Here is a 21091-nt window from a genome sequence, read left to right as displayed (position 1 = left end):
GAAATCGAAGCTCGTCCGGACAATGGTTCGGGGAGCTTCGATTTTTAGTTTAGGCTAGTTGCTAACGACTAATGGCTTAGCAAATTAGCGAAGAAGCTTAATGCCTAACGTTTGACTCTGTTTTTCTAACCAACGCTCAAGTGCTGGTGGCCATGTGATGCTTGGTTCAACACAGAAGCCACGAAGCATTGAGAAATAGAGTGCTTGATCAACTAAAGGTAGCGATGATTCACCATTCTCTAGATCCAATAGAAGCTCTGCATCTTTCAGTAATGGGTTAATCAGTTGAACGTATTGTGGGGTCTTTTCTAAGAGCTCTTCAAAGTTAAAACCTTCGGTCTCTTTACTTGTACGCCAAGCTTCTTTGGCTCCAGCAGAGCGATATTCAGCCAAGTCGAGGTTCCACCAACGTGGGCGTCCGATCTGTTGAGTAAGAGGGAAAGCGCGGCTTTGAAAAAGCGCAGCCTGCTCAGACGGCTCACGTTGCTCGTCACTTGATTTCAAATCCATGAAGTAAACAATGATGTCTAGGCTTTCAGCCATAATAGAACCGTCGTTTTTCTGTAGGACTGGCACCATCTTCTTACCGATCAGATCGATAAGGGTTTGGGCATCATCATAATCCACAGAAACAAGTTCGATGTTCAAGCCTAAAGATTGAGCGATGTAGGCAACTCTTGCACAGAAAGGGCAGTGGTCGTAAATGTAAAGCTTCATAGCTTCCCTTAGTTCAGGATAGAATAAATATAAGTTAATGCTAATGTATCAGAAAGTATTACGAACATTAAGCGTCAATAAACGCTAAGTACTGATAAACAGCAAGCATCAACAATACACAATAAGTGCTTGGTATAAATGCTCTTTCATTAATTCTATTGTCTGTTGGATTCGGCTTTACTGCAATGCGTAGACTAATGGGAAGGCTAGTGAGAAATAACGGGCACAAAAAAGGCTCTGGCGGCTCACTCTAATGCAGAAGAGTGAAGTCAGCCAAAGCCTCAATGTTGTTACCTTTAGCAGAGTGACTACTAAAAGAGCAGAGTGGTTAAACTATGCTTTTTTAAGGTCTTGTGCTGGGTAAGTAAGCGTCATTGCGCCTTCTACCGTTGTAACGTGAACGTAGCCACCACCAGCACTTAGGCCAGTCACTACCATTTCACCAAGCTCAACACCTTTTGTTGCTACAACGCGATCGTCAACTGAAAACACTTTACACACCTTCAATAAATTAAATAAATACGATAGATATCGAACGCGGATTTAAACAGATGGCACCCCAATCGACTAATCCGGTTATTTGTCGTAAAGATTAAATTTAGTTATGCATAAAACAGTATTTCTTAAAAATCAGTTTGTTAACTCATTCAGCGATGTTATTTGTCTGCCGGATAAACGACACCAACTTGTTGGCGCATCTCTGTAATTAACTTGGCAACCGTTAAAGCGCGCTGTTGGGCTTGCGCTTGTGTTGTGTCGTCTCCAGCAATGCAACTAGCAAAGGCTTGCGCCTCGTAACACATTGAATTTTCGCTTTGTGCTTGAGTGAGGTTTTCTACCGTGCCATCGCGGTAGCGGATCTTAATGTCGGTGCATTCGGCGATGTGATCGATGATGATCGCTCCTAGTTCACCTTGGATCTCACTTGGCGTATAAGAATCACTGACTTTGGAGTGCGCAAGAGTCACATCAAACTCAGGGTATTGGAAGATCGCACAGCCATGAGCATCGACACCTGAATCAAGCAGCTTTGCAGAAGCCTGTGCATTTTCAGGTTTGCCAAATAACGCGACTGTCGCGGCAACACAGTAGAAGCCAATATCGACCAATGAGCCGTTAGAAAAAGCTGGGTTGAAGGTGTTTGGGTTCTCACCATTTAGGTATTTTTGGTAGCGTGATGAATACTGGCAGTAGTTGATGTGTGCCTTATGTACCTTGCCAATCTTCTCTAACCCTAGTTGAACTTGCTTAAAGTTCGGTAGAAACTGAGATTTATACGCCTCAAACAGCACCACACCGTTTTTCTCAGCGACCTCAAACATTCGGGTTGCTTCATCAATATTCGATGCGACAGGCTTTTCACAGATGACATGTTTGCCGTGCTCCATCATGAAGATGGACTGTTCGCAATGGAGTGAGTTCGGTGAAGCGATGTATACGGCTTCAACCGTTTTGTCATTGGCCAATGCGTCGAGTGAGTTATACGTCGTTTCAACGTCAAACTCTTGGGCGAACTGTGCCGCGCTGTCTAGATTTCGAGAGTAAACCGCAGCAAGTTGCATTGATTGAGATTCGTGAGCAGCTTGAACAAACTTTTGTGTAATCCAATTGGTTCCAATTACAGCAAACTTAATCATATAGGTGTCCAATAGTTAGTGTATTGATTCTGCAGAGATAGTAGCACTCAACGGTTGGCAATGTGCCTGAGATTTACGGAACAATTTCCCTAAACATAGTGCCTAATATTAATAATCAGCCTTCACAGAACGTCTGGGTTGACCAGTACAACGGTGCACAACCAAGTCATTTTTGCTAAGGTATTAGTGAATTCAAATAAGGTAATGATATGCAAATTCGGACTGCCAAGGTCACTGATATAAGCTCGATCTTAGAGCTCTCAGAGCAGATAAATCGTCAACATCATCTTGGTGCTCCGATGGTATTTGCGCCACCTTCATTGGGTTTTACCGACAGTGAAGAGTACTGGTTAGGGTTGATGATCGATCCTGTAGGGGCTTTCTTCGTTGCCGTTGATGAGCAACAAGTGGTCGGCTTCTTAGCCGGGAAGGTGACACAGAACAAAGGGGTGAGCTTTATTCAGCCGCATAAGGTGGCAAGAGTGAATACGATTGTGGTTAACGATCAAGTTCAAAGCCAAGGTGTCGGTCGAGCTTTAATGAAGTCATTCAATCAGTGGGCTCAAGCGAGCGGTGCTATCGAGCTTAGGTTAGAAGTGATGGAGTTCAACCAGCAAGCTCAGGGTTTTTATGAGTCGTTAGGGATGGAAACTCAATCTCGAACCATGTCCATGCGTTTTGAGGAGATTTAAAGGTGCGTTTGATTTGGCCTTTATCGTTATGCTTACTCTTTTCTACTTCGCTCGCTTATGCGGAGAAGCTCGTCGTTGATAAAATTGTGTCTGATGCGACCGCTATCGAAACCATTGTATTTGAGTCAGCACCTTCCCATTCTAGTCGCACACCTACGTCATCGGTCACCTCGAATTCGAAGCATGTCATTGTTATGGACGATGCTCTTGAAGGGGACTCTCAACAAAAGGTCACCCAGCTTTCTCAACGCTCTTCACTAGATCCATCTCAAAGCTCTTCATTAGGTCAACCTCAAAGTTCCTCTCAAGAGTTTTACACTCTACCTGACGCGTCTTCTGGCATAGACCCGTTATTGCAAGTGGTCACCTTAGTTAAAGTCGACAAATCTAAACGTAGAATGTATCTGCTCAAAGGGGAGGAAGTGGTTCAGGAATTTCGTATTGCGCTAGGTAAACAACCGAGAGGGCATAAGCGCTTTGAAGGGGACAACCGAACGCCAGAAGGGCAATACCAGCTCGACTATGTTATGGAAGAATCAGACTTCTACCGCTCGGTGCATATCAACTACCCGCGATCATCAGATATGCAGTGGGCACAAAAAAATGATGTTGATCCTGGGGGCAATATCAAGATCCACGGAATCAAGAATGGTGAGCGTCGTTCACCTAGTTTTATACAAAGCTTCGATTGGACGGATGGTTGTATTGCATTAACCAATCAAGATATGGATGAGTTCATCCAACTCGTAAAAATGGGTACCCCTATCCATATTGAATGGTAGTTATCGGTACCCATTTTCCTGAACAATTCTCGAAAACAACTCTCGAAAACAATTGCCGAAATCAGCGCTAGAGCCAGTTACAGTATGACTCGACCTGCACTGAAGATAGCAATCACAATGAGCAGTGCAATCGTGACTGGCTTGAACTTCGCCCCACCAAACCTCTCAAACAATTTTGAACCGACATAGCCGCCAAACATGCTGCTTGGTAAGAGTGCTAGAGTAAGCCAGACCACATCACGATCGACTAACCCTGCGATAGAGGCCGTAACAAAGGCGCTAGAATCAGCTAGTACAAAGAACGCAATCAGGCCGGCTCTGGCAATGTGTGGTGCGACAGGACTTGCCAATGCATGCGTGCCAACCGGAGGGCCAGACATTGAAGCTGCGCCATTCATTACCCCCGCAAGGCTGCCTAGAATATAGGGAGCAAATCTAGGTTCGCTTTTGTATTGGAACCCTTTGTAGATCATGATTGCTGACGCAAAAATGAAGGCACTGATGATCAAGATGATCGTGTCTTGGCTAACGGATTTGAGTAACAGCAAGCCGACGGGCGTGAAGGCCAAACAAGGGACAAATACCTTTGAAACCCATCGCCAATTTACGTGATGTTTAACCTTCGGCAGCAATTGGATATTGCCTAACAGGTCGATCAGCATGAAAACAGGAACCAGTTCGATAACAGGCACGAATAACGCACTCAATGGCAATGCCACTAAGGTGAAACCAAAACCTGAGAAGCCACGAACAATAGCGGCGAAAATGAAGATTGCACCCAAAATTGGGAAGGTTGGACTAAAAATGAGATCCATAAATTAAGTAACCAATGAAGCTGTCTAATAAGGCGAGCTAGTGAAACCAAGTGAGTAGCGGAATGTACTCCTACTCACTTGTGTTTGCTACCTAATTTTCAGGTTTTTCAGGGTTAATTTTAAAGTCTCTCGGGGGTGCTTTTTCGGTATTTACGAGGTCAATTTATAGGGTTAAATTGATTCGGAAAATCAGTAAATACAGCGTCTACTTTTGAGATAAGCTTGAAGTGAGACGGATCATTGACGGTGTAGCACCATGCTTGAATGTTCGCTTTGTTGAGAGTGTCAAGATCGATCTGATCAACGTGTTCATAGTTCATGTGACAGCTGAACGCTTTGACCTCATTGATGAGCATAAGATCATCTTGAGTCAGTTGCTCTGTGATTACTCCCACTCGATATCTCGGTAAATGACGAGCCATTTCAGTAACCACCTTATGGCTGAAGCTCGAAAGTAAGACCTTATCGGTGTCTAGATTTGAGCGAATCAACTCGTCGTGCAGCAAATCAACCACATAAGGGGCTTGATGTCGGCTGTCGACTTTAATTTCGAGGTTGACGCTAAGATCATGCTGCTCAACAAGTGCGAGTAACTCTTCCAACGTCAGTATTTTTTCTCCAGCGAACTGCTCAGACTTCCAACGGCCAAAATCGAGCTGACGCAGTTCAGCAAGGGTGTGTTCATCAACTCGACCCTTGCCATCGCTGCAGCGCTCAAGCGTGTGATCGTGACAAACGACCAGTTGGTCATCCTGAGTGGGCTGAATATCAACTTCAATCCATTTCAAGCCGAGTTTAGCCGCTTGTTCAATGCTTGCTTTGGTATTTTCTGGGTGAGTACCTGCGACACCCCGATGACCTACGATGATAGACGACATAATTAATCCTTCTTAAAGACGCACCGTAAAAACGCATTAAATATCAGTGTACTCGATTAAGCTAGAGCCGTCGTTAAGCTTGTCGCATCTTCGTGTGACTCCTGTGATGTGAAGTTATTTGGGTGAATGCGTTTGCCAAGATTGTCAAAAATATGCAGGTTGGATTTATCGATGCTTAGCCCGAGAGGGACAGCTTGGCACAGCGTCGTTTCGGGTGTCACTGCAATAAAGGGTTGTTCGTTTACAAGGCCATGAACCAATTGATTTGGCCCTAAAGGCTCAACCACGCTGATGCGTAATTCAAGCGGCAACGTGTTCATGACTAAATCGGCACAAACCTCAGAGTGTTCTGGGCGAATACCAAGTGTGATGGCTGTATTTTTTACGTGGGCGTATTCGGGCAAGTACATTTGCTGGTCGCCAATCTCAAGGTAGCCGTCGTCGAGTGTTGCTGGTAAGAAATTCATCGCTGGGCTGCCAATGAAGCTTGCCACAAAGGTACTGGCTGGCTGGTGGTAGACCTCTCTTGGTGTTCCTACTTGCTCTATTTGACCGTTGTTGAGTACCACGATTCTGTCAGCCAGTGTCATGGCTTCAACTTGATCATGAGTGACGTAAACACTGGTCACACCAAGCTCGCGTTGTAGCTTTTTGATTTCTAATCTCATGTGAGCACGCAGTGAGGCATCTAGGTTAGACAAAGGTTCGTCAAACAGGAACAGTTGCGGATCGCGAACGATTGCTCGCCCCATAGCAACACGTTGACGTTGACCACCAGAAAGCTTGGCTGGCTTGCGGTCTAGGTATTCTTCGATTTTCAGCGTTTTGGCAACTCTCTCAATTTTCTCTTCAATAAGGTGCTGACTGACTCCTCGATTCTTTAAGCCATAAGCTAGGTTTTTGTACACCGTCATGTGAGGGTAGAGCGCATAATTTTGAAAGACCATCGCGATATCACGCAGGGCAGGTTTCTCTGTATCAACCCGACGGCCACCTAAGTGAATCTCGCCACCAGAGATGCTTTCCAAACCCGCAATGGATCGCAAAATAGAAGACTTGCCACAACCAGAAGGACCCACCAAAACAAGGAACTCACCTTCATCGATATCAAGCGAGACTCCTTTGACGGCTTGATGGCCGTTTTCATACGTCTTGACCAAGTTTTTGATACCCAACATGGTGGCAGCTTTACGCGTACGATCGTGAGTGGCTTGGTTGTGCGCTAGCGTCTGCTTTAAGTTTGGCATCGAGGTGTCCTCTGTATTTTTGTGAATAGTTTGGTGAGAAGGCAGCTGAGACGTCTTGTACTCATCAAGTGATTGAATGCGGTTATTGTTCATTTGAGTTGTGTCGTTATTATTTTTCACTTTCTACTAGCCCTTTTACAAACCAACGCTGAAATACAACCACCACTAAAACGGGTGGCAACATGGCTAAAATCACCATGGCGAAAGCATAGTCATAGCGCGGTAAACTGGTTTCATTGATGTTGTTGAGTACTTGTTTTATGCCCATCACGATGGTGTTGTAGCCTTCATCGGTAGTCATCATGATCGGCCATAAGTATTGGTTCCAACCCACAACAAACATGATGATGAAGATCGCGGCGATCATGGTTTTAGATAGAGGCAGCAAGATATCGACAAAGAATCGAAATGGACCTGCGTTATCTAACTGGGCGGCTTCTAACAATTCATCGGGGATGGTTTTGAAGAACTGTCTAAAAAAGAAGGTCGCGGTGGCTGATGCGATCAAAGGTAGAATCAACCCTGTGTAGCTATTAAGAAGCCCAAGCCCTGCGACAACTTCATAGGAAGGGATAATACGAACTTCTAATGGCAGTAGCAGCGTTACGAAGATCAACCAAAACCACGCCGTGGCGTAAGGCAGTCGAAAGTAGACCAAAGCATACGCCGCCATCATCGAAATGATGATCTTACCGATCGCAAAACCTAGCCCCATGATCATTGAGTTGGCGATCATTTTACTGGCGGTGACTTCGCCACTGAAGCCCATACTTTTGTTCCAAGCTTCGCTATAAATAGCCGTAAAGTTATCGCCCGGTAGCCATTGCAGGCCTTCGCTGACAATGGTGTTTGGATTGTGGGTTGAACTGGCAAAGATTAGCCAGATAGGGACTAACATAAACAGCATCCCAGCAATTAAAATTAGGTGGTCAGAGACCTTATTACTTTTCATAAATAACTCCTGTCGCGTTAAAACCTAGCTGTCGTGGGCTAGTAATGAACACGCTTTTCTACAACGCGAAACTGGATAAATGTAAGAGTGAGGACCAGTAGTAACAACACAACAGACTGTGCAGAGCTGCCGCCTAAATCTGCGCCAACAAAGCCATCTCGATACACCTTGTAGACTAACGACGTTGTGCCTCCGCCCGGACCGCCATTGGTCATGGTGTCTATCACGCCAAAGGTTTCAAAGAAGGAGTAGGTGAGGTTGATGACCAACAGAAAGAAGCCAGTAGGGGCCAGTAGTGGGAAAGTGATGGTCCAGAAACGTTTCGAGTCACTGATACAATCCAACATCGCTGCTTCTTTTACGGCGTAAGAGATCGATTGAAGCCCAGCCAGAAAGTAGATGAAATTCACCGAAACTTGTTTCCACACGGACACCAAAATCAGAGCAAACGTGGCATCAACAGGATCGGTCTGAAAGCTAAAGTCCCAACCTATAACCGCAAATATTTCGGTAAACACGCCAATGTGTGGGTTAAACAAGAAAGCACCGATAACGCCTGCTATCGCGGGCGCAACCGCATAAACCCAAGTGAGGGTGACTTTGTATACGCCTTGTCCGTGAATGATGTTGTCGGCTTTCACGGCAAGCAGCAGAGCCAAGGCAAGTGATAAGAAAGAGACCACAATCGCGAACATCAAAGTAAATCCAATCGAGTTCAGGTACTCGCTCGATTCGAATAGCATTTGGTAATTCTCAAACCAGACGAATATAGATGAGGTGCCCCAAGGGTCTTCCAGCATAAATGAAAGGTAAACCGCCTTTGCTGCTGGGTAGATAAAGAAAACGGCAATGATGAGGATCTGAGGCGCCAAAAATAGGTAAGGCAGCGGAGAGTGAAAGAATTGCTGACGTCGTTCCACAGGGTAATCCCTAAAAATAGTTACAGTGGCCACTATTTGCGACCGTTACCACTAGCGCGATATCAAGGCATGCATCCCGTTGAGTTATCGTTGTTGGAGCAACAAATGGCGCTAATGAAGAACCTCCTCACGCCTTGCCATTACGTTTTTAATCGCAGTGACAAGTGGTGAGGAGCAATTAACGGCTTTTGGTGTGTTAAGCCTTTAGTTCAGTTATCTGCTCTAGCTAAAAAGCAGAATTAGTTCATCGTTCGAGCGAAGCGTTTCAGTAGTTTGCTGCTCTCATCTTCGACCTTGTTTAGGCTGTTCTCGACACTAGATCGGCCTGCGAAGATGTTATCGAACTCACGGTGCATCACTTCACGGATCTGCGGGTAATAACCTAGGCGGTAGCCTTTAGTCCACTCGCCCGATTTCAGGCTAAGCTGCTTTACGCCCACTTCTGCATCTGGCTGGTCTTTGTAGTAACCAGACTCTTTTACTAGTTCATAGGCAGCAGTTGTTACAGGTACATAGCCAGTGGTTTTGTGCCAGTAAACTTGAGTTTCAGGCTTTGTCAGGTAATCAAAGAACGCGGCAACACCTTTGTCCTGTTTCTGGTCATGGCCATTTAATGCAAACAGAGCGGCACCACCAATGAAGGTTAAGCCGGCATCTGGGTTAACCGATTTCCAGTATGGAAGGTAAGTTGTGCCTAGCTCGAAAGGTACGCGGTTACGTAAGCCACCGAATGAACCTGAAGAACCCATCCACATTGCCACTTCTTGACGCTCGAAAGGCGTTTGGTTTGCATCCCAATCGCTGCCGTAATACTTGTAGTAACCTAGATCTGACCACTCTTTCATCTTGCTAACGTGCATCATCATATCTTTGGTGTTGAACATGATTTTGGTGGACAGGCCGTCGTAGCCGTTGTTCTGGTCAGAGACTGGTAGGTTATGGCGAGACTTAAAGTTCTCGAACATAATCCATGGCGTTAGAGATTGAGAAAACGCGATGTGCCCTTCGGCCGTCAGTTTCTTAGCAACCACTTCGAGTTCTTCATAAGTTTTAGGTGCTTCGGCTCCCACTTCCGCAAGAAGATCTTTGTTGTAGTAAAGAACCGGTGTCGAACTGTTGAAAGGCATACCAACCATCTTGCCTTGGTTGTCTGCATAGAAGTTACGAACGCCCGCTAGGTAGTCGTTCGAATTAAAGTTGTAGCCAGACTCAACCAGAATATCTTGTACCGGTTTGGCGACGCCTTTAGCGTTCATGATGGTTGCAGCACCGGCATCGAATACTTGTAGAATGTTAGGAGCTTCGCCTGCTCGATATGCTGCGATACCCGCTGTTAAGGTCTCTGTGTATGAACCTTTATAGATTGGCGTGATCTTGTAATCATCTTGTGACGCATTAAAGTCAGTCGCAATCTTATTGACGGTTTCTCCAAGTTGGCCGCCCATTGCGTGCCACCAAGTGACTTGAGTCGTTGCGAACGCTGGCATTGCCGCTGTTGCGGAAAGAACGCCTGCCAAAATTAGCTTATTCATCTTCTTTTCCTTTTGGATGAAATCTATGTAGAGGTATTGAATTAGAGTATTAACGAGACGGTAGGGGTGTCGTTTGAAGCTATCTTGAACAGGCCATATTTCACTTACGTGGCTAAACCGTTTCAGTGATATGAAAGATTCGTTTCGATTTTATTTAAGAGTAAAGTTATTGATGGCTTTGATGTTGAACATGTTCGGTTTTTAAGACGTTTTATTGAACAACTGTTGTTCAATAAAAAAGCCTCTCGATGGAGAGGCTTAGAAGAAGGTTCGATGTGGATACAGATTTAGTGTGCGATGTCCAATTGGTTGTCTTTCACACCGTTAATACGGAACCAACCCGCGATACTGAATCGCTCTGTGTTGGTTGGCAGTACCTCGTGTGGGAACTGTTCAGACAAGAATACCAACAGTCGACCACCCTTTGGTGGAATGGTCGCGATGTGATTGTCTTTTAAATCGTAAACCACGAGCTCCCCTGCGTCTTCCTCAGACCATTCGTCATTCATGTAGAATACTGTGGTCAGGCGGCGGTTTTCGTTGCCTTTGAAGCAGTCTAAGTGCTTCTGGTAAAAGTCACCTTTTTCATATTTTGCAAAGTGCGCTTCGTATTCGAACAGACCTAAAAAGAACGCTTGGTTTGCCTCTAAACGAATTTGTTCCATTTTGTCTAGGAACAGAGATGCTGGTTCGCCCATATCACGGCGTACCCACTGAATTTTGTCACTACGAATCGTTGCTTCTCGTGCTACGTCATCGTTACGGCCGATCCTAGCCTTTTTCCAGTTCTCTGGAATGCAATCCCTCAATGCCACCACTTCTTCGTGAGTTAAGAAGTCATCCCAAACAAAGTAACCTTGGGTAGAAAGAGCATCGATCAATTGGTTCATGTATAGCACTCAGACAATAAATTAGAGGCGCATATATAGTCCGAATAACTTAGGTCACCAAATCACATGTTTTGTCGTTACGATAAATGTCTTTCGTTTGCTCGTAGAAATAGGGAAGGGGCTCTTCAGAAAGGAAAGTGAGCCAGTATAAAAGGCTCACTTTCGTTTGATTATCGGCCGGTCGTTCCTGTCGCCAGTGCTTTGATTTTTACGACTTCGAATGGTCTGATGCCAGTATCTTTGCCGTTATTTAAAGCTGCGGTTCGGTTCAGCTGATTGACAGTTACATAAACATAACCATCAGGACCAAATGACATGCCATCAGGCCAAGTTTGGTTCTCTGACAGCGTCGCAATAATTCGGTACCCTTTTGGTGTGGACACACCAATTGCATTGTTCTCAATATCCGTAACATAAACGTTCTGAGCACTGTCTACAGTAATACCATCTGAATAAGGTTTGTCTGCGTATCTTTTAATATTGTCTGCGACAGTCTTTCCATCGTTATCGAACTCACTCGCTTTCACTCGATAAATAGTGCGTCCGTTGACAGCTCCGAAATAGACCCATTCGTAAGATGGATCTATCGTGATTGGGTTTAACGCAAAACCAGTTTTACTGTCGGCCTTCATAGAAGGGTGGTTTTCTGCCACTCGAATCGCTTCTCCCGTCTTTAGGTCAACCGTTACAAAGGCTGGAATGGCTTCACTTTTTAGATCGTTCTGGGTCATATCAGCGATGATAATACGTTGTCTTTTTTGGTCTAGAGCAAAGTCTTGTAGGAAGCTTGTCGGTTTTAGAACAGAGGCAGGTATTTTTATCGTTTTTACTAATGCTTCATTGCGAGTATCCCAGCCCGTTATGGTATGAGTTGCCAGATCGAGAATCCACGCGACTCCGTTATCATCGGTACGAATGGCAATGACAGCCTTAAATTGAGAGTTTTCACCTTGTGCATATTTCATCGTCGGGTATGGCGTTTGATTTCCAGCCACGCTTAACTCGATGACTTTAGTCGTTGGATGATCGAGCGGATGAACGCTTAACAATAAACGCCCATCTGGTGTAACCGAAGGGTTACCTGGGCGTTCAGTCATGGTCGCGACCACGGTAGCTTGTTTTGGAGTGATCTTTGTCTCTGCATGTGCATAAGTAGACAAAATTGCGCTCGCTAGTACGGTGTAGATTATTGTTTTTTTCATTTTCTTTCCCTTGATAATTTACGCAAATGTTACCAATGGGTTAACAATCATCAACAGCGTTGTATTTGTTACACTTTCAAAAGAAATTTGATAATTAGCTTTAACCTATTCATATCAATACGTATTGATAATCAGTTAAATTGAATTTAGTTCTTAAAAATCATAATGATGAAGGGGTTGTAATATTGTGATTACCTTTTTCGAGTAACAGGTTCATCTTTTTGTTATCAGTGTCAGTAATTTTGAACTCACAAAACCACATTTCGTTGATCTTTGCTATATTCTGGTTAGACCACTTGTTGCTGAACTGTTAATTTGTTCTGAACGGCAGGAATAACGAATAGGAATACGGTTTTGCAACTTCATACCATCAAAGGCTATATCCAAGACATGTATCTCGTAGAGTACCCTGACAGGTTGTTGTTACTTGATGGTGCGTGCCGAGCGGATATTCCCCATCTTAAAGTTTTCATTGAAGATGATCTTGGCCGTGAATTTAGCGACCTACACACAGTGGTTGTGACGCACATGCATCCAGATCACGCAGGGGCAGCGCACAAGCTCAGAAAGCTGACGAATTGTAATTTGGTGGCAGCAAATCGAGATAAGGATTGGTACCACGGCATCGATGGCATATTGATGCATTTGACCGATTTGGCATTAGCACGGTGGATGGCGAACCGATTGGGCAAGCCCAAAGCAAATCTGTGGTATTCAAGAAAGTTGAAGCCGGATTACAAGCTGTCGGATGGTGATAGCATTCCTGGCTTTGATGATTGGTTGGTTCTGGAAACGCCAGGCCATACCGATAGAGATCTCTCTGTCTATTGCCCATCACACAGCGTTGCTTATGTGGCGGACTTGATGGTCGAGGTCAAAAAGAAGCTGATTCCGCCTTTCCCAATTTTTCATCCCAATAAGTATCGAGAGTCGGTATCTCGTATCTATGAAATGCAGCTCGACACCTTGCTGGTGGCGCATGGGGGACAAGTGAACTTGAGTGAGCAAGCGTTTGAACATCTGCTGATGAGTGCGCCAAGAAGACCAGTGACACATTGGCGAGTGACTAAAATCAAACTCAAAGGTTTGGTAAAATCTGTTTGGCGGTTTGGGTTTAAAGATAAAAAAAATCGCCATAAATAATAAAGGCCAGTCTCAAAGACTGGCCTTTATTAATACGCGTTGTTGACTCACTATTTGAGCTGTGGAGCAGTTCAATTAGTGAGAAATTAGAAATTCGCCCGCTGGGTCAACAATCACTTTGTCACTCATGCCTTGACGACCAAGCAGCATCATATAAGTCATATCTTGACGGTTGCTTAGTGTGATATCGATAGGCCATTCCTGACCGCCGATTTTTAGCATGGTTTCAATCACACAACGGTGTTCAACTTCGCCGTTCGATGATTTGATTCTTTTACTCGTTTTCAGCTTCGCCTTGCAGCGTACTGTCTCTTCTAGGTGGTAAACGTCTGGGTGAAGATCGAACTCAACGAAGTTTTCACCATCTGTTTTTACACATAGTAGATTGTCTACGTGTAGAGAAGAGGTTTGAGCCCCTGTATCAACACGCGTATGTAGTCCAGTTATCCCTAACTCTGGTAAGCAAAGTGCTTCTGTATTCCCTATGATCATTTTATTGTTCATGTTTTTTCCAATCATGAGTAAACGGCGTTTAATCAGCCTTTGCCACGAGTACGGTTAGCGTTTGGTTTTGCATTTTTCTCGATAAATCCGAAAATCATGTCTGCTACATCTTTACCTGTCGCTTTCTCGATACCTTCTAGGCCTGGAGAAGAGTTCACTTCCATTACAACAGGGCCATTCTTAGATTGTAGAATATCGACACCACATAGGTTTAACCCCATGATTTTAGCTGCATTGATCGCTGTAGCGCGCTCTTCTTTGGTTAGTTTAACCAATTGAGCTGTACCGCCACGGTGCAGGTTAGAGCGGAATTCACCCTCACCAGCTTGGCGTTTCATTGCTGCAATAACCTTGTTACCCACAACAAAACAACGAATGTCTGCGCCATTAGCTTCTTCAATGAACTCTTGAACCAAGATGTTCGCTTTTAGGCCCATGAATGCTTCGATAACGCTTTCAGCTGCTTTGTTTGTTTCTGCTAGAACCACGCCGATACCTTGAGTACCTTCAAGAAGCTTGATAACCAGTGGCGCGCCACCTACGTTTTTGATCAAGTCTTGAATCTTGTCTGGGCGGCTAGCGAAACCAGTTTTTGGTAAGCCAATACCTTTACGAGACAACAGCTGTAGTGAGCGCAGTTTGTCGCGAGAACGACTGATTGCTACTGACTCATTGATACAAAAAGTGCCCATCATTTCGAATTGGCGAACAACCGCAGTGCCGTAAAAGGTAATGGAAGCGCCAATACGTGGAATAACAGCATCGTATTGAGGTAGCTCTTCACCCATGTAGCGAATCTTCGGATTGTTACTCGCGATATCTATATCACAGTGCAGCGTGTCGATAACATCGACCTGGTGACCACGAGCTTCTCCAGCCGCTTTTAAGCGAGAAGTAGAGTATAGGTTTTCGTTGCGAGAAAGAATTGCGATACGCATGGCGTTTCCTTAGTTAATACCTGATTGGTAACTGCAAATAAATGAGTTGTTAGCTGAGCTTTCAGTTTTTCTGAGGCTCTTTGCTTGCTTCGGGGCGAACCTTAAGGCTTTTCGTTTAACTAAGAAAACGAATTAAATTTGTCGAGTCGACAACGGAAATTTATCGAATGTGTGAGCGATTGGTACAACTAGGTTGAGAGGGAGTTTGGAATGGAAAAGCGAGTTGAGACCTAACTCATATTGGGGGTAGGAGCCTATTAGGTTGTACTCAACTCGCGTTAACTCGGTGCTTAAAAGTGTACTAATAACGCCAGTTACATAGCTCTATAAGTGTTCGTAGTGCTTCTCTTTCGAGCTTGCTACAGGTGCTTTTTAGCTTATTAAGATAGTATTTTCTCATGATGATTACTTCTCTTGTATTAGGCTTTGGTGGGAGCTCAAAGTTCCTTGTTGACCCATTAATTATGGTTACTTAATAGGAAGTAATAAACAGATGAGTTTTTACTAAGTTGTTCCTGTTTTTGTCTTTTATCGCTACTTTTTGACTGATGTGTTTTATAATGGGCTTAATCAGGAAGGGTTGTTTCTAAAAAGGTTCATTATTTGTCTGATCTAAACATGATGCGTTACTACACAAGGCTGGATTCGTTTGAGCCTAATCTTTCACACTCGGTGACCTTAACCGAGGTCGCAGACAAGCTGTTCACCAGTTTACGCCATGCACGAACTTTGTTAGGCAAGATGCATCAGGCTGAATGGGTAATTTGGGAGCCAAAAGTCGGTAGGAATCAACGTTCAAATTTGACTTTGCGCTTTAGTAATCAACAGCTGACTCAACACGTTGCCGGTAAACTGATAGAGCAGGGTAAGTACGAAAAAGCGCTCTCACTTTTAGACAATGACCGCGCTGTATTTGGTTCTCTCCTTCAAGAAACCTCTGGCGCGACGATGCGTGAAGGATTGCTTCACGTTCAATTGACCTATAAGCGTAAGTTTGAAGACCTGTTCCCACATCATATTCACCGCAGTAGCGAACGCTTTTTGATCAGGCAAGTGTTCAGTTGCTTAGTCACTTGTAATGGTAAGGGCGAGTTGAAGCCTGAACTGGCGCACCATTGGGAATATGATGCTGAAAAGTTGGTTTGGACTTTCTATTTGCGCCCCGGCCTAACCTTTCACGATGGGCAACCCGTCGACGCCAAGCAACTCGTTTCGTTGTTTTCAGCCTTGCAAACCTTACCTTTTTATCAGACAGAGCTAGCCCATGTTGCTTCGGTTTACAGTGAGCAGCCATTGAGGGTCAGCTTTCAACTCACCAAAGCAGATACTGGTTTTGCTGGTTTACTTGCTGGCGTTAAGTATTCGATTCAACCCGCAGCGCAAGTCACCCATGAACCGTCTCCATTAAACTCGGTGTCACATGCAGTTATTGGTACCGGTCCATTTAAAGTGGTTGAGACCAATAATGAACGGATCAAGCTCGCGGCATTTGAGCTCTATTATGGTTGTCGTTCTTTGACTGATGAAGTGACCATCTGGCAGTTTGAAGAGTCGATGACGGGAAGTGCTCGATTCGATGACAGCCAAATGCAAGTCTCGTCTTATGAAGATTCTTCTTGTTTCCATCAGCTCGGGAAAAGCGATACGGAGCTTGTTTCAGCAGACACAGACGGCCTTCGTAGCCGAGTCGAAGATGGGTGCTTGTTTATCCTGTTCAATCAGAATTCAGCGGCAACTCCGCTTAATAATGAGCAGCGAAAATACCTTTCAGAACTGACCAACCCACAAGCTATTTTATCTCAGCTGGAAAAAAACAAGGGTTTGTTCAGTGTCTCTTTAGCTCAAAACATACTGCCAAGTTGGCAGAAATTGTATCGAACGCCTTCGAAAGAAGCACAACTGCCGAAAAAGATGAGTATTGCAGTTTACGACTATTATGCGTTGTACCGATGTGCCATCTGCGTTTCAGACATATTGAAACGATATGGTGTGGAAGTTGAGGTGAACACCTACAGTTTTCGAGAATTGGCGCAGTTATCTCAGAGTGGCGAGTTAAAAGAGGACCTGGTGCTGTGTAACCTGAACCTCGATGACAATGCCCCGTCTTCGCTGTTTTCGTGGATGATGAATGATCCTGTTTTGCACTCTGCTTTGGGAGAGATTAACAGTGATTGGCTCAAGCAGCGCTTGGATAGTCATAAAGCATCCGTTGAACTGCCTAATTACTTGGCAGAGTTGGAGCCCGTTGCATCCACGTTGATTTCTGATTATTGGCTAGTGCCTATGTTCCATCACCTACAAACAGTTCGTTTCCAAGGCATTTTGAAAAACGTGGCCATCACAAACTGGGGATGGCCAGATTTCAAGAATGTATGGTCTGCCGATTAGCTTTAAGTTTTGCTGAAAAATTCAGGTCACTAGTTTTTCTAGGACGACTCAAATTTTGAGATCAGCATTTGAACTGAGAAACCAGATTCGTTAAATGCATCGCTTTGGTGCGTAAGTGCTGACACTCCTGAGCCGTTTTCTCAATCATGTTATCGCTCTCTCTGGCTATTTCAGAAATGCCTGAGATGTGCGGTGATATCTCGTTGATCACATTGGATTGTTGCCCTGTCGCAGAGGCAATCTGCATGTTCATAGCATTCATCTCATCGACGCTATGAGAAATGCTCGATAGCTGTTGCTCTGAATTGGAAGCCTCTACTCGGCAGTTAGTTCCTAATGTGGTGCTCGTTTCTATCGCTGCCACGGCTTGTTGCGTGCGTTGTTGAAGTTGCTCGATGATACCGCGTATCTCTTCAGTTGATGCTTGGCTTCGTGAGGCGAGTGTTCTTACTTCATCTGCAACCACCGCAAACCCTCGGCCTTGCTCACCAGCTCGAGCGGCTTCGATTGCCGCATTCAATGCTAACAAGTTCGTTTGTTCAGAAACACCGCTGATTACATCCAGCACAGTGTCGATAGAGTTAGCATCTTGAGCGAGTTGATTAACGATGGCCGTGGTGTCGTCGAGTTGTTGGTTCATGTGTTCGATACTTTCTGAGGTGACTGTGACCGATTTTTGGCCGATGTTTATTGCACCTGAAGCTCTGCTCGCACTATCGGCAGCACCGTTAGCATTTTGGGCTATTTCGTCAGAGCTGGCTCCCATCTCGTGAATGGCTGTGGCGACTTGTTCTATTTGGCTAGTTTGTTGTTTGATGTCTTGTTCCATCGATTGAGCCATTCGATCCACGCTCTGAATGGATTCTGATATTTGCTGACCTGTATTCGACACGTCTTTAAGCAGGTCGCTAAGGTATTGAACAAATTGGTTATATCCTTTCGCAATCTGGCCTATTTCATCATGACGGGAGTCATCCAAGCGAAGCGTTAGATCGCCACCGCCTTTTCCTATCTGCTGTAATAGTTCTGCAACTTCAACAAAAGGCAGCAACAGTTTGTTGGTCGCCCACGCTGCGATTGGCGTGTAGATTGCAGCGATGAGTAAAGCCATAAAGATAATGGTTTGACTGAAGCCGTTTAATTCACTCAATACTTCTTGCTTGGGGATCTGAGTAATCAGAGTCCAACCAATCCCTGGCATCGCTTTGGATCCAAGAATTTGAGGCTGCCCGTCAACAACACCTTCATGAACAATGGTTTTCTGACTACCGAGTAGCAGGCTACTTTCAATCCCGACAGAGTTCAGTGACTGACCAATTAGGTTTTTGTCAGGGTGAACCTTGATGATCCCTTGTTTATCGACCAGAAAAACAATACCGCTTTTACCCACGCTGTAGTTGCTGATCAACTGGGTAATACTTTCCAAGGTCAAGCCGATGCCAGTTACACCGATACGTTCGCCGTTTCGAGTAACCACATAGTTGACAAATAGCGTTGGGATTCCAGTGCCGGCATCAATATCTAAAGAGAGCTCAAACGCTTTATCTGACTGGATGAAACGGTAGAACCATTGGTCACTTTGTTCATTGGTTGAGATAGTTTTTAGAACGCCATTGTGTGTGTAGTAAGTACTTGCTTCGTTTGATACGTAATAGGCACTGATGGCATTGAATTCGTTTTTGACCGACTCAAGATAGGCGCGGAGGTTTTTCTCTGAGAGTGAGGCTTGTTTCATCAGAGGAGACAGCGTCATCATCTTTGATGCAAGAATAGGGGTTTCTAACTTAAGGTTGATTTCATTACTCACCTCGCCAAGCGAAGCAGGTAGCTCTCTTTCAAAGGTTCTATCAATTAAAATGGCTCGGCTCGATTGAAATGAATAAATCCCCATCACGCTGATAATGGCGAGAGCTGCGATGATCGTCGCCAATATTGCCTTAGTTCGTATAGTAAATTGCAATTTAGAGTCCCTTCTAAAAACGTCCAATGTTTATTTGTAAACATAATGTTAAATAAAACCTGACTCCTTGGTCAATAAACGAATTGTAGAAGTGAGAGTTGAGCGATATTTGTACAAATGTGGAAGGTCATTCTTATTTGTATTTTTGAAGCCGAGTTCTATACGCTCACGTCTCACAAATCAAAAGTTACACTTGTTGGTTTACTTTTGTGTTTTGATATGTAAACTATCCAGTGTAGTTTTTGTGTTGGGTTTATCCCAATGATTAAAGAGATACCAATGAAAAAATATCTATTACCGATTTTAGGAGTACTTGCCGTGGTCGCTATCGTAAGCACAGGTTCACAATCAAACGACAATCTAGATAAGCTTCCAAAGAAGTTTGCTAACAGTGAGTTGGAATACAAATCGGGTATGTCTGATATTTTTTCAATCTTGAAAGCATACGTGACTGTGGAAAGGAATGAGCCAGTGCCGCGCGCTGCATTGCCTTTGATTCCAATGACAGCTGAGCAATTGATCGAAGAACAAGACGACGTTGCTTATCGCCTAGGTCACTCTAGCGTGATGATGAAATTGGATGGCAAGCTAGTGATGACCGATCCTGTGTTCAGTGATCGTGCATCACCGGTGCAATGGATGGGACCAAAGCGTTTTCATCCGACACCAATCACACTGCAAGACCTACCCGATATCGACGTGGTGGTGATCAGCCACGATCACTACGACCATTTAGACAAAGGTGCCGTTAAGGTGCTCGCTGACAAAGTGGGTACGTTCCTAGTGCCACTAAGAGTGGGCGCACTATTGGAAAAGTGGGGCGTGGATAAAGAGAAGATCATCGAATTGAACTGGTGGGAATCGGCAACGGCCTCAGACATTGAGTTCACTTTGACGCCGACACAGCATTTCTCTGGCCGTGGCTTGCTTGATCGTGATCAAACACTGTGGGGTAGCTGGGTTATTAACGCTTCAGACAAGAAAGTCTTCTTTAGCGGTGATTCTGGTTACTTCAGCGGCTTTAAAGAGATTGGTGAGCGCTATGGGCCGTTTGATTTAACCATGGTTGAAACGGGCGCGTATAATTCTCTTTGGGCGGATATTCATATGTTCCCGGAGCAGAGTGTTCAGGCGCACATTGATCTGCAAGGTAAGGTGATGATGCCAATCCACAACAGTACCTTCGACCTTTCTATGCATGATTGGCAAGACCCAATGGAACAAGCACTGGCGATAAGCAAAGAGCGAGATGTGCAAATGGTAAGCCCTGTGATGGGTGAACGTTTGGTGATCTCAGAGCCCGTACCTGTTCAGGCATGGTGGAAATTAGTATCGAATTAGAGCTGTTATCCAAATAGACATAGCTAAACCACTAAGCAGTACAACCCAACTTATACAAAAAACGCCACCGATCTTACGATTCGGTGGCGTTTTTTTGTTTTATTTTTAAGATCAGCTTTCTAAGTTCTGCGCCATTTTCTTCGCAATTTTTCTGAATTGCTCTAACTCATCTTCGGCCATGCCTTTGGTCATTCTCTTCAGCATGTCTCGATCGATATCCGAGACCTTACTCATGATCTCTTGACCCTTATCGGTCAGAACCAATAACTGGCTGCGCTTGTCTTCCGGGTTCGGAGACTTCTTCACAAGTTCCTGATTGATCAAGGCATTAATAAGTCGAGTGACCTGTGCTTTATCACGATCTAGGAAGTGTGCGATATCGATAGCGGTACATGGAGACTTCTTAGTGATGATCTTCATGACACGAATGTTCATAGGTGCGATCTCTGAGTCTAAGCTCTCAATCTGTTCGCTCATTTGACGTTTCAAAGAGTGCACTAAACGAAAGATAGACTCTAGCGATGTGTTATCAGACATAAACGATCCTTAGAAA

20 protein-coding genes are annotated in these 21091 nt (G+C 44.6%); 5 read left to right on the top strand and 15 right to left on the bottom strand.

Features of this window, described 5'->3' with window-relative positions:
* Positions 1-84 precede the first annotated feature (84 nt).
* The 3 genes from grxB to DUN60_RS23370 form a co-directional block, all read right to left on the bottom strand.
* The gene (grxB, locus tag DUN60_RS23380) at positions 85-717 is read right to left on the bottom strand and encodes a glutaredoxin 2 (protein WP_054548426.1); all 633 of its coding nucleotides are present in this window, start codon (positions 715-717) and stop codon (positions 85-87) included.
* Positions 718-1050: 333 nt separating this feature from the next.
* A complete protein-coding gene (locus tag DUN60_RS24625; protein ID WP_004733064.1) occupies positions 1051-1209 on the bottom strand; it encodes a hypothetical protein in 159 nt (52 codons plus the stop codon).
* 164 nt (positions 1210-1373) lie between these two features.
* A complete protein-coding gene (locus DUN60_RS23370; protein WP_114635620.1) occupies positions 1374-2354 on the bottom strand; it encodes a Gfo/Idh/MocA family protein in 981 nt (326 codons plus the stop codon).
* A 209-nt stretch (positions 2355-2563) separates the two neighbouring features.
* Here DUN60_RS23370 and DUN60_RS23365 point away from each other — a divergent pair, with 209 nt between their 5' ends.
* On the top strand, positions 2564-3046 hold the full coding sequence (locus DUN60_RS23365; RefSeq protein WP_004733067.1) for a GNAT family N-acetyltransferase: 483 nt from the start codon (positions 2564-2566) through the stop codon (positions 3044-3046).
* A gap of 2 nt (positions 3047-3048) precedes the next feature.
* On the top strand, positions 3049-3828 hold the full coding sequence (locus DUN60_RS23360; protein ID WP_114635619.1) for a L,D-transpeptidase family protein: 780 nt from the start codon (positions 3049-3051) through the stop codon (positions 3826-3828).
* Between the two features lie 77 nt (positions 3829-3905).
* Here DUN60_RS23360 and DUN60_RS23355 read toward each other — a convergent pair whose 3' ends face one another.
* From DUN60_RS23355 to DUN60_RS23320, 8 genes are all read right to left on the bottom strand, one after another.
* Positions 3906-4643, bottom strand: coding sequence for a sulfite exporter TauE/SafE family protein (locus DUN60_RS23355; protein WP_114635618.1), 738 nt, complete (start codon positions 4641-4643; stop codon positions 3906-3908).
* A 158-nt stretch (positions 4644-4801) separates the two neighbouring features.
* Positions 4802-5521, bottom strand: coding sequence for a glycerophosphodiester phosphodiesterase family protein (locus DUN60_RS23350; RefSeq protein ID WP_114635617.1), 720 nt, complete (start codon positions 5519-5521; stop codon positions 4802-4804).
* Between the two features lie 56 nt (positions 5522-5577).
* The gene (locus DUN60_RS23345) at positions 5578-6888 is read right to left on the bottom strand and encodes a sn-glycerol-3-phosphate import ATP-binding protein UgpC (RefSeq protein ID WP_114635616.1); all 1311 of its coding nucleotides are present in this window, start codon (positions 6886-6888) and stop codon (positions 5578-5580) included.
* Positions 6878-7720 carry a sn-glycerol-3-phosphate ABC transporter permease UgpE gene (gene ugpE / locus DUN60_RS23340; RefSeq protein WP_012601047.1) on the bottom strand — a complete coding sequence of 281 codons (843 nt, stop codon included), beginning with the start codon at positions 7718-7720 and terminating at the stop codon, positions 6878-6880. The genes DUN60_RS23345 and ugpE overlap by 11 nt, the downstream gene beginning before the upstream one ends.
* A 38-nt stretch (positions 7721-7758) precedes the next feature.
* Complete coding sequence (locus DUN60_RS23335; RefSeq protein WP_114635615.1) at positions 7759-8640, bottom strand: ABC transporter permease subunit; 882 nt, start codon at positions 8638-8640, stop codon at positions 7759-7761.
* A 239-nt stretch (positions 8641-8879) separates the two neighbouring features.
* Positions 8880-10172 (bottom strand): extracellular solute-binding protein, encoded by a 1293-nt coding sequence (locus DUN60_RS23330; RefSeq protein ID WP_114635614.1) that lies wholly within the window; start codon positions 10170-10172, stop codon positions 8880-8882.
* Between the two features lie 287 nt (positions 10173-10459).
* Positions 10460-11062 (bottom strand): 2OG-Fe(II) oxygenase, encoded by a 603-nt coding sequence (locus DUN60_RS23325; RefSeq protein WP_009846307.1) that lies wholly within the window; start codon positions 11060-11062, stop codon positions 10460-10462.
* Between the two features lie 170 nt (positions 11063-11232).
* Positions 11233-12264, bottom strand: coding sequence for an L-dopachrome tautomerase-related protein (locus DUN60_RS23320; RefSeq protein WP_114635613.1), 1032 nt, complete (start codon positions 12262-12264; stop codon positions 11233-11235).
* Between the two features lie 354 nt (positions 12265-12618).
* Here DUN60_RS23320 and DUN60_RS23315 point away from each other — a divergent pair, with 354 nt between their 5' ends.
* Positions 12619-13407 (top strand): MBL fold metallo-hydrolase, encoded by a 789-nt coding sequence (locus tag DUN60_RS23315; RefSeq protein ID WP_102442235.1) that lies wholly within the window; start codon positions 12619-12621, stop codon positions 13405-13407.
* A 75-nt stretch (positions 13408-13482) separates the two neighbouring features.
* On the opposite strand, the gene DUN60_RS23310 is transcribed toward DUN60_RS23315, so the two are convergent.
* Positions 13483-13911, bottom strand: coding sequence for an ATP-dependent zinc protease family protein (locus DUN60_RS23310; RefSeq protein WP_004733090.1), 429 nt, complete (start codon positions 13909-13911; stop codon positions 13483-13485).
* A gap of 32 nt (positions 13912-13943) precedes the next feature.
* Positions 13944-14849, bottom strand: a complete 906-nt coding sequence (rimK, locus tag DUN60_RS23305) for a 30S ribosomal protein S6--L-glutamate ligase (protein ID WP_010428457.1) — start codon at positions 14847-14849, stop codon at positions 13944-13946.
* Between the two features lie 603 nt (positions 14850-15452).
* On the opposite strand from rimK, the gene DUN60_RS23300 reads away from it, so the two are divergent.
* Positions 15453-17237, top strand: coding sequence for an SgrR family transcriptional regulator (locus DUN60_RS23300; protein ID WP_114635612.1), 1785 nt, complete (start codon positions 15453-15455; stop codon positions 17235-17237).
* A 61-nt stretch (positions 17238-17298) separates the two neighbouring features.
* Here the strand turns inward: DUN60_RS23300 and DUN60_RS23295 are convergent, their stop codons facing one another.
* Positions 17299-19197, bottom strand: coding sequence for a methyl-accepting chemotaxis protein (locus tag DUN60_RS23295; protein WP_241902567.1), 1899 nt, complete (start codon positions 19195-19197; stop codon positions 17299-17301).
* Positions 19198-19476: 279 nt separating this feature from the next.
* Here DUN60_RS23295 and DUN60_RS23290 point away from each other — a divergent pair, with 279 nt between their 5' ends.
* On the top strand, positions 19477-20538 hold the full coding sequence (locus DUN60_RS23290; RefSeq protein ID WP_114635611.1) for an MBL fold metallo-hydrolase: 1062 nt from the start codon (positions 19477-19479) through the stop codon (positions 20536-20538).
* Positions 20539-20649: 111 nt separating this feature from the next.
* Here the strand turns inward: DUN60_RS23290 and DUN60_RS23285 are convergent, their stop codons facing one another.
* Positions 20650-21075, bottom strand: a complete 426-nt coding sequence (locus DUN60_RS23285) for a MarR family winged helix-turn-helix transcriptional regulator (RefSeq protein ID WP_017060573.1) — start codon at positions 21073-21075, stop codon at positions 20650-20652.
* Between the last annotated feature and the right edge of the window lie 16 nt (positions 21076-21091).

The organism is Vibrio splendidus, assembly GCF_003345295.1.
Classification (GTDB): Bacteria; Pseudomonadota; Gammaproteobacteria; order Enterobacterales; family Vibrionaceae; genus Vibrio; species Vibrio splendidus_K.
The sequence above is the reverse complement of the archived record's forward strand: the minus strand, read 5'-3'. Positions and strand labels throughout refer to the sequence as shown.